The organism is Helicobacter sp. MIT 14-3879 (assembly GCF_003364125.1).
Genome location: NZ_NXLP01000047.1, coordinates 1 through 9,260 on the forward strand (window position 1 = coordinate 1; position 9,260 = coordinate 9,260).

Genomic DNA, 9,260 nt, shown 5'->3' on the forward strand with positions numbered 1-9,260 from the left:
ATATGGTAGTGGTGGCTTGTGTCAGGGCAAGAAAGTAATGTTTAGTGTTACTTGGAATGCACCGCTTGGAGCTTTCATAGAACCTCAAGGATTTTTTGAAGAATTAGCTAAATATCCTAAAATATTAAATATTTTTAGCAAATAATAGAAGTATTATAGTAGGTTTTGTTAGAGTTTTGAGAAGCAAAAAATTAAATTATAAGAAATTAACAAAAGAGGGTAAAATATCTTTACAAATAGTTGGAGAATTTTTTGATAAAATCAAAAAATTCTCATAATATAAAGAAGGGTTGTATAAGCGAAACTACAAACCTAATTACTTGTTATCTTAAAGTAATATAGTGTGTATCGACAAAATTAAAATTAAGTAAAAAATCTTAATTAAACACCATACCACCATCAATAATAATAGCTTGTCCTGTCATATAATCAGAATCAGAACTCGCCAAAAATGCTACTGCATTGGCAACATCTTCTGGCTCACTTAATCTTTTAAGTGTAATATGTTTAGCATATTGTTCCATTCCCCATTCAAGTGGCTTTCCTGCTGCATCAGCGACATCTTGTGCTATTTTAAACATCATTGGTGTTTTTACAATACCCGGACAGTAGGCATTTACAGTTATTCCAAGATGAGCCAAGTCCTTAGCCGCAGTTTGTGTAATACCACGAACTGCAAATTTTGTCCCTCCATAAATAGCAAGTTCTGGATTGCCTACTTGCCCTGCTTGTGAAGATGCGCTAATAATCTTGCCACCATGTCCTAATTCTTTAAATGCTTTTGTAGCCGCTTGAATCCCCCATAATACACCGCCAACATTAATATCAAAAGTTTTGCGATAAATCTCAAAAGTAATATCTTCAATAGGTGTAACAGGTCCAATTGCCGCATTATTTATCATAACATTAAAATCACCAAAATAATTTTTAGCTTCATTAACTGCACGAAAAACATCATCTCTATTTCCCACATCAATAGGTAAAGCTAACACTTTCGTGCCATAATTTTGTGATACTTCTTTTGCACTTTCTTTAGCTAATTCTAAATTTATATCAGCAATTGCTATATCAAAACCATCTCGTGCTAAACGCATAGCAATTGCCTTCCCTATACCTTGTGCTGCACCTGTAATCATTACTACTTTATTTGTCATAATTTTCTCCTTATCATAATACAATTTTTCAATAACCAAATTATTAGTTTATTTTGTCATATGACCCGCACCTTTAGATAATTACTAAAGGTGCGACATCTATTAATTTTTGCCTACCCATAAATAAAATCTTTTCAACGCCTCTCTTTATTAAACCCCCGTATTTGCCCATTTTGCATTAGCTAGAAATCATATTATTCTATCTTTCATCTATGTTATTACCATTTTTAAGAATCCTTGTTTGAAAGCATAACATTAAAACTATATTTGTTTAAATATATAGCAATGCTTTTCTATAAACTACATAATACTTTAGCAATGGCTTCATCATCTTAAACCCCATTAAAATAAATGATAGACCTCTTGTAATCCATAAACTTGTGTCTTTAAACCTTCATAGCGAGCCTTAAGTTGCAAAGAAAGATAAAGGGAATAATGTCTTGATTGATGTAAATTCCCACCGTGAAACCAAAGATTTTCTTGTTGTGTGGGTTTCCACATGTTTCTTAATTCACCCTCCCAAGGACCGGGATCTTTGGTTGTGTTTGAGCCAAGTCCCCATACTTTACCTACTTTATCTGCCATTTCTTTGGATACTATTTTTTCTACCCAAAAATTCATTGAGCTAAAGCCAGTAGCATAAACAATTAAATCTGCTGGTAACTCTTTTCCATTATCAAGTACAACGCTATTTTCCTTTATTTTAGCTATATTACCTCTCTCAAGGTTAATATCACCATTTGCAATTAACTCACTTGCCCCTACATCAATATAATAACCCGAAGCCCTACGCAAATACTTTAAAAAAAGCCCAGAATCATCATCACCAAAATCTAGTAAGAAACCTCTTTTTTCAAGCTTATCATAGAATTCCTTATCTCTTTTTCTTATTTCATCAAATAATTCTTTATGCAAGTGAGGCATTACTTTAAAGGGAATAGATGCAAAGATTAAATCTGCTTTTTGTGTTGTGATACCACTTTCTACAGCTTCTTCGGAATAAAGCCCACCAAGCACAATTTCCATTAATGAATTTGAACGCACAATGTGTGTAGAGCTACGTTGTATCATAGTAACTTTTGCATCATTTTCCCATAATGCAGCACAAATATCATGTGCGGAGTTATTTGCTCCAAGCACTATGACATTTTTACCTTTATATTGTTCGGGTCCTTTGTGTTCACTTGAATGTTGTTGCTCTCCTTTAAATAGCTCTGCACCTTCAAGTTTTGGGACATTTGGGACGCCAGACATACCAAGAGCAAAGACTAATTGAGTAGGTTTAAGTGTAATTTCTTTACCATCTTTATTAACCTTTACTTCCCAAATTTTTGATTTTTCATCAAAATTTGCTTTAGTAACTTCTGCGTTACTCCAATAATTTAGTTCCATAATTTTCACATAACATTCCAGCCAATCTGCAATTTTATCCTTTGGTGAAAACACAGGCCAATCATCTGGAAATGGCAAATAAGGTAAATGGTCATACCAAATAGGGTCATGCAAGCATAAAGATTTATAGCGATTTCGCCACTGGTCACCTGCTCTTTCTTGTTTATCACATATAAGTGTTGGTACTCCAAGTCGTTTAAGTCTTGCACCAAGTGCTATACCTCCTTGTCCTCCACCAATAATTAAAACATAAGGTTGTTTTGTATAACCAAGCTCAGATTCTTCTTTTTGCTTTTTTTCAAGCCAAGTTAAGCGATTTTTATCAATACCGTGTTCTGCACCCATAACACGTCTTTTGTTTTTCTTTTCTTCAAAGCCAATTAATTCATAAGAAGTAGTAAGTATAGTCCAACATAATCCACCTTTAAGTCTTAATATCCCTCTACCTCTTGCAAGTAATGTCTCAAAGAAGAAAAATACTTCGATAATCCCATTATTTTCATTTCCTACTTCTTGTATAATGAAATTACGTGCTTTTGTATCGGCTAGTTGTGCTACAAGCATATCTTTGATTTGACCTTTACCTTCAAATGTCTTAATATTCCAAGTAAAGCTTATTAAATCACGCCAATAACATTCTTCTTGAAATAGCGATAATATGCCTTCAATATCATTATTATTTAATGCTACTTCAAAACTTGCAATCCATTTTTTTGCTATCTCTGTATATTTTTCCATAAGTTCTCCTTAAATCCATAAATTCTCCTTAATACTAAGAGATTCAATTTTAAATTTATAAACTTTAATATGTCAAGTTTTTGTTAAGAAAATAAAAGTATGGTTTTAATTTTTGTATCAAATACTACTATTTTATTTGTTACTTTTTTATAACCCTACATTGCTACATACACTTATATTTAGTTTTAAATCTATGTCTAATAAATGGTAATTTTTGTTATTAAAATTATTAAAATGATAAATTCTTTAGAAAAGTAGAATAGTATAGAATTGTAAGAAAAATATTTGTTTGATTAATTTTAAAATTTAAATTTGATATTTCAAGTTTTTGTAATATCTCTGTTAATTAAAACTATTTATTAAAAATTACAAAATATCATCACACAATGCAAAATAAAACCTAACATAATTCAATAATATTAAGTCTTGTTATAACAGATTTTTTTCTTTATCAAAAATTATATTGTAAAATCCCTAAAAAGAGTGTGTTAGTTTGTTAATTTAGACTATAAAAGATATGAAATGCTATAAAGCATTCCTATGCACCCTTTTGCTAGAGAAATACCCTAAGTATGATATATGATGTGATTAATGTGGATAAAACCGCTAGAGACCCCTCTTTTTGTTGATTTCTAAAATGTCAAATGAAATATCCACAAATTAAGCTAGAGACCCTCCCTTTTTTGTCGATTTCCCTTGCCATTTTTTAGGGGATTATGGGCGTGTTGATTACTTTTTCAAGCATAATTCTAAATGAGGAGAATCCTCTGATAATGATAGTTTGCAAGTTTTAGAATAATGTTATTTATAACAAGAATAATTTGAGATAGTGGCATTGGGAATTGTTGGTGGCTGTGAATTTTCTTGTGAAAAAAGATAGGAATTTTAGATAAAAATGGTGGCAACACAAGCGAATTTATAATTAATCTAAAGGCATTCTTTGGCAAATTTATAATTAATGTAAAAAACGCACTCTTTAATAAAAAATGAGATAAAAATATTAAGCCTCCTTATTTAAAAATTGCAAGAGAGTTTTAGAGATATTTCGCTTGCTACGCAAACTCAAGAGACAGGGGGAGCTTTATTAGCTTTATTGGAGTATTTGCACCAGAATCCTTATCCGCAATATCACTCATCAAAATAGAAATAACAATGAAATTATGGTAAAATGCAGTAAATTTATTGTAAGGAGCAAGCAATGGCTAATAAAATGATTAATGTAACTTTTAGAATGGATAAAAAAGATAAGCAAGAATTTGAGAATGTCATTCATCAGCTGGGCTTAAATCTTAGCTCTGCTTTTAATATCTTTGCTAAAGCGGTGGTGCGTGAGAGTAGAATCCCCTTTGAGCTTAAAGCAAAGATTCCCAATGAAGAGACACTACAAGCAATGAGAAATGCGGAGAATGATGAAAATATGGAGGAATTTACCTTAGAGGAGCTTATTAAAGAATATGAAGCAATGAAAAGGCAAGAGAATGTTGAGGCTTAAGAGAGAAAAAAGCTTTATTAAAGATTTTGCTAAGAGAACTTTAAACGATAGTGAATTTGAGCGTCTTGCCAAATATCTCTCTTTGCTTTGCGAGGGTAAGCCTCTGCCAGAGGAGGCAAGGGAGCACGAGCTAAAGGGTGAATGGCTAGGCTTTAGGGAGTTTCACATAGGGAGCGATAAGCTTGTGATTTATAAGATTTATAATCAAGCCGAGCTTAAGCTCATAAGGCTTGGCACGCATTCCCAGCTTTTTAAATAAGAGGGTTGAAATAGGCTTTTTAAATAAGGTTGAAATAAGAGCTTAAAAGGAAATAATGAAAGAATACAGGCTAGAATCAGGGTTTAGTCGCAGATATAAGAGAGATGAGGAGAGCGGCGAGGTCGTAGCTATGGGGATTCTAAAAACTATGGATTCTAAAAAAAGTTTGGGCTGCTAACCAACAAAAATGGGGCTTATGGGGATTCTAAATGCTTTGGGATTTTTAAAAGAGTTGGCGATTCTCAAAGAATTATGGATTCTAAAAAGAGCTTGGGATTCTAAAATAGCTAGGGGATTAAAAAGAACTAGATTCCAAAAAACTATTGATTCTAAAAAAACTTGTGATTCTAAAAAGAGCAAGGCTAAATATCCGCCTCTTAAATAAGAGGGTTGAAATAGGCTTTTTAAATAAGGTTGAAATAAGAGCTTAAAAGGAAATAATGAAAGAATACAGGCTAGAATCAGGGTTTTAGTCGCAGATATAAGAGAGATGAGGCTATCATTTACATAACTATCATTTACATTAATAAGCCTATTTGCTGCTTTTACAATGTGTTATCTTATTATCTGAATCTATAATGAACAATTTACAAGCATTGAATTTACTGCCTTTGCAATGTATTAATAGGCTTAATTAATCTAGTATCTTTAGAATCTACTAGGGCTTTAGGCTTTCTTATTGTATTTTTCTTAAAAGTGGCTTAATCATTAAGCTTTGTTTTGTAAAAACACCCCAGCTTTTTCATTACATTACTTAAGGCGTTAGCCGAAGTATCTCTAATAAAAAACTTTAAGATTTGTTAGCTTCTTTAGAATCCAACATAAGAGATTCTTCAGCCTTGCTACGCAAGACTTCAGAATGACAACCCCCTTATCCTATTCTTGTGAATCTAGTTTATCCTATTTGAAAGTATGAGCAAAATTCTTAGGGATTGTGCGAGGAAACAAAATATCCTCCTTTGTCATTACTTTGGGCAAAGCCCGAAGTATCTCTAATAGAATCTTTTAAGATTCTATAATTAGCCCAATTTGAAAGTTTTATTAAAGCTTTAGTTTCTTTGCTCTTTTTAGAATCTAGTAGAAGAGATTCTTATAGATTCTTCACTTTCGCTACGCTTAAAGCTTTAAGAATGACAAAGCAAATTGAGGCTTTAAACCTTAAGAATGACAATAAACTATAAGCTTGTTTTGGGATTCTTCAGCCTTGCTACGCAAAGCTTTAAGAATGACAAAGCAAATTGAGGCTTTAAACCTTAAGAATGACAATCCCCATTAGCCTAGCACATTTTTCTGAAAAGTGGCTAAATCTAAGCTATCATTTACATAACTATTATTTACATAAAATAATCTTCATTTACCGTCTTTACAATGTGTTATCTTATTATCTGAATCTATAATGAACAATTTACAAGCATTGAATTTACTGCCTTTGCAATGTATTATCTTGATTTATAAGCTCTATTATCTAATCTTGCTAATCTTGACTAACTCCAAGTTATTACTTGCTGATTGTGCCTTTTGTGAGTGTTGCATTAATGCTGCTTATGATGAAAATCAAAGAACGCACAAAAGAAAGATTGCTTTAATGGCATTCAAAGGAGAAATTATGAATATGTTTTGTATTACTTTTGTTTGCTGCCCTCAAGGATATTGATTTAATAGAATCTTGTCTTTTATCTTTGCAAATCACACTTAATCTTTGCATATTTAATCTTTACACACTTAAATCTTTGGCATACTTAATTTTGTAATACTTAAGTCTTTGCATACTTAAATCTTTACAATACTAGTGGAAGATTCTATCTTCCTTGCTTGTAGCATACAGGCTATGCTTGGGGCTATTGCGTTTTGAGTGCATTTTATGATGATATTACTACTAAATGAACTAAGATATGGCATTGATAAAAGTGTGTTTTGAGTGCATTTTTACAATGATATTACTACCTTTGTGCAAAATTTCGCTTTTATCAATGTGCTTAAATTCTTACTTTTGGCTTTTGTGTTTTTGCCACATTTTAGGACAAACTACCTCTTAAGCACATTTTATAAGCACATTTATTTGCCTTTGTTGTTTTTTACTTGCCTTTGTTATTTTTGTAGGATTTATTGTGTATTTTTATCAAACTTGATATAAAATCATTAGAATCTTAACTCACTTAAAGCTTAAGATTCTAGCTTTTATTCATTGTTAAAACAAAAGTATCACATAGATTCTGCAATTTCTCTTAATTATTTCAAAGATAGCGTCAAAACAATCTCTTAAAAAACTTTATTTTTTCACACAGATTCTGCAGTTTTTCTTAATTATTTCTTAAAACAATGCTATAATTTCAGCCAATTTTACAACAAGCAAAATCGGAGCAATATGATGAAAAAACTTTTATTAATTGCAATACTAAGTGCTTGTATCACAACAAGTATAAACGCCAAGGCATTTGTGGGCATTGATGTGGGTGCAGATATAGGGCAATTTGAATCTGCCACAAAAGATACTCCGAGTGTCAAGTCAAGCAGTATTTTTCGCGGTAATAATGAGCGGCATATTTATGCAGGGATACACTTTGGCACACAACATTTTGCAAATGATTATTTGGGTCTTAGATGGTTGGTGGGTGTGGGATATACTAGTGCATTTCAAACAGCGGAAATTAATCTTGCAATTGATTTTTTGAGTAATTTCGTAAAGATTGATGATAGAGCCTTTGGATTCTATCTTGGTTTAGGAAGTCGTTTTCAAGCTTTGGTAAATCCCCGTTTGTATGGAGAAATCCCTATCAATGCTCGAGTTGGGCTTTCATTTGATATAGACACTTATCAAAGAATTGAATTAGGAGCGCAAATCACTCTCTTTTCGTGGAGTATAAAAGCTTTAAGTGGTGAGAATGGAGCAATCTATGCGCCACTTCAAGTAGCATTAAGCTACAAGGTCAAATTATAATACTCACAGCATTTAAACTATGCTACATTAAGCAGCAAATAAGCAGGACTTAAGATTTATAAAAATTTAAGCATCTAAGCTATTAAATGATTTGAGTATAAAGGGATTTTAAGGTTTTTAAAGAGCAAAGAAAAAATATGTATGCCATATTCTCAAATTTGAGCATAAAGGGACTTTAAGATTTATAAAGAGTTTTATTAAGTGTTCTTTTTAAAGATTTGTATTTGAGTATAAAGGGATTTTAAGATTTATAAAGAGGGCTTAGTCAAATCCACAACCAAATCCAAAGGTAAGGCAAGATTTGATTTACAGGGTTTATCATATTTTTAAGTCTAAAACAAATCCTAAAATTGCTGGTAGCTAAGTCTAAAACAAATCCTAAAATTGCTGGTAGCAAAATAATATCGGTATATTACTTTTCAATAAATCTAAAACAGAAACTCAATAGCCTTTTTATTGTTTGAATTTCTTGTTTTATCATATTTTTAAGTCTAAAACACTCAAACCATATTTCCGATGCTATTTTGACTTCAGGATAACATAATGAATTGTCATTCTTAAGCCGATTTTAGTTTGTTTGGCAATGAGATTGAGGATAACATAATGAATTGTCATTCTTAAGCAATCCATTTGCCATATCAAGACCCTTTTTTCTATTCACAAGAATAGGCTAATGGGGATTGTCATTCTGAAGCTTTGCGTAACAAGGCTGAAGAATCTCTCATTGATTCTAAGAGGTGTTTTACTTTCCCTCAACACGACAATGGGGGATTGTCATTCTGAACTTGCTTTAGCAAGTGAAGAATCCATAGAATCTCTTCTGCTAGATTCTAACAAGCTAAAGAATCTTAAAGCTTTAATAAAATTTTCAAATTAGGCTAAGTGTAGCATCTTAAAAGATTCTATTAGAGATACTTTAGCTAACGCTTTTAAGAGTTTTAGTAAAGCTTTAGAATCTTGTAGAGATTCTTTGTTAGATTCTTCGCTTTGCTTACACAATCGATTTTACTTACATTTGCAAAGAGAGATACTTCGGCTAAAGCCTTAAGCAATGAAAGGTAACACATTTTAAAGAGGATAAATTAAATTGTCATTCTTAAAGCTTTGCGTAGCAAGGCTGAAGAATCTCTCATTATGGAATCTTTAAGATACTTCGGCTAAAGCCTTTAGTAATGGCAAGTTTGAGGGTTCAGAGAGACTTCGGCTAACGTCTTGCATTGTTAGTGTTTTCTTTAAGATAGGTGATTTTTTGCTCCAAAATCTCAAGAATCTTTTGTGTTTGGGATA

9 protein-coding genes are annotated in these 9,260 nt (G+C 31.9%); 6 read left to right on the forward strand and 3 right to left on the reverse strand.

From position 1 onward, the window contains the following. Positions 1–377: 377 nt before the first annotated feature. Positions 378–1,154, reverse strand: a complete 777-nt coding sequence (locus CQA44_RS10200; RefSeq protein WP_115547139.1) for a (S)-acetoin forming diacetyl reductase — start codon at positions 1,152–1,154, stop codon at positions 378–380. A 342-nt stretch (positions 1,155–1,496) separates the two neighbouring features. Then, complete coding sequence (locus CQA44_RS10205; protein ID WP_115547140.1) at positions 1,497–3,284, reverse strand: NAD(P)/FAD-dependent oxidoreductase; 1,788 nt, start codon at positions 3,282–3,284, stop codon at positions 1,497–1,499. Positions 3,285–4,482: 1,198 nt separating this feature from the next. Between CQA44_RS10205 and CQA44_RS10210 the strand changes: the two genes are divergently transcribed. Genes CQA44_RS10210 through CQA44_RS10220 form a run of 4 tightly spaced genes read left to right on the forward strand, consistent with a single transcriptional unit; the run spans position 4,483 to position 5,420 of the window. Then, on the forward strand, positions 4,483–4,776 hold the full coding sequence (locus CQA44_RS10210; protein ID WP_115547141.1) for a type II toxin-antitoxin system RelB/DinJ family antitoxin: 294 nt from the start codon (positions 4,483–4,485) through the stop codon (positions 4,774–4,776). Then, positions 4,763–5,035 carry a type II toxin-antitoxin system YafQ family toxin gene (locus tag CQA44_RS10215; RefSeq protein ID WP_115547142.1) on the forward strand — a complete coding sequence of 91 codons (273 nt, stop codon included), beginning with the start codon at positions 4,763–4,765 and terminating at the stop codon, positions 5,033–5,035. The genes CQA44_RS10210 and CQA44_RS10215 overlap by 14 nt, the downstream gene beginning before the upstream one ends. 55 nt (positions 5,036–5,090) lie before the next feature. Further along, on the forward strand, positions 5,091–5,213 hold the full coding sequence (locus tag CQA44_RS13295; protein WP_258865005.1) for a hypothetical protein: 123 nt from the start codon (positions 5,091–5,093) through the stop codon (positions 5,211–5,213). Positions 5,214–5,231: 18 nt separating this feature from the next. Then, on the forward strand, positions 5,232–5,420 hold the full coding sequence (locus CQA44_RS10220; RefSeq protein WP_147289786.1) for a hypothetical protein: 189 nt from the start codon (positions 5,232–5,234) through the stop codon (positions 5,418–5,420). Positions 5,421–7,067: 1,647 nt separating this feature from the next. Here the strand turns inward: CQA44_RS10220 and CQA44_RS13535 are convergent. After that, positions 7,068–7,142 (reverse strand): hypothetical protein, encoded by a 75-nt coding sequence (locus tag CQA44_RS13535; protein WP_408941390.1) that lies wholly within the window; start codon positions 7,140–7,142, stop codon positions 7,068–7,070. Between the two features lie 258 nt (positions 7,143–7,400). Here CQA44_RS13535 and CQA44_RS10230 point away from each other — a divergent pair, with 258 nt between their 5' ends. Next, positions 7,401–7,973, forward strand: coding sequence for a hypothetical protein (locus tag CQA44_RS10230; RefSeq protein ID WP_147289787.1), 573 nt, complete (start codon positions 7,401–7,403; stop codon positions 7,971–7,973). 673 nt (positions 7,974–8,646) lie between these two features. Further along, positions 8,647–8,850 carry a hypothetical protein gene (locus CQA44_RS12425; protein ID WP_147289788.1) on the forward strand — a complete coding sequence of 68 codons (204 nt, stop codon included), beginning with the start codon at positions 8,647–8,649 and terminating at the stop codon, positions 8,848–8,850. Positions 8,851–9,260 lie beyond the last annotated feature (410 nt).

Bases quoted from the DNA above. Each gene is read 5' to 3' on its own strand.
- CQA44_RS10200 (WP_115547139.1), bottom strand. From the start codon at position 1,154: ATGACAAATAAAGTAGTAATGATTACAGGTGCAGCACAAGGTATAGGG.
- CQA44_RS10205 (WP_115547140.1), bottom strand. From the start codon at position 3,284: ATGGAAAAATATACAGAGATAGCAAAAAAATGGATTGCAAGTTTTGAA.
- CQA44_RS10210 (WP_115547141.1), top strand. From the start codon at position 4,483: ATGGCTAATAAAATGATTAATGTAACTTTTAGAATGGATAAAAAAGAT.
- CQA44_RS10215 (WP_115547142.1), top strand. From the start codon at position 4,763: ATGTTGAGGCTTAAGAGAGAAAAAAGCTTTATTAAAGATTTTGCTAAG.
- CQA44_RS13295 (WP_258865005.1), top strand. From the start codon at position 5,091: ATGAAAGAATACAGGCTAGAATCAGGGTTTAGTCGCAGATATAAGAGA.
- CQA44_RS10220 (WP_147289786.1), top strand. From the start codon at position 5,232: ATGGGGATTCTAAATGCTTTGGGATTTTTAAAAGAGTTGGCGATTCTC.
- CQA44_RS10230 (WP_147289787.1), top strand. From the start codon at position 7,401: ATGATGAAAAAACTTTTATTAATTGCAATACTAAGTGCTTGTATCACA.
- CQA44_RS12425 (WP_147289788.1), top strand. From the start codon at position 8,647: ATGGGGATTGTCATTCTGAAGCTTTGCGTAACAAGGCTGAAGAATCTC.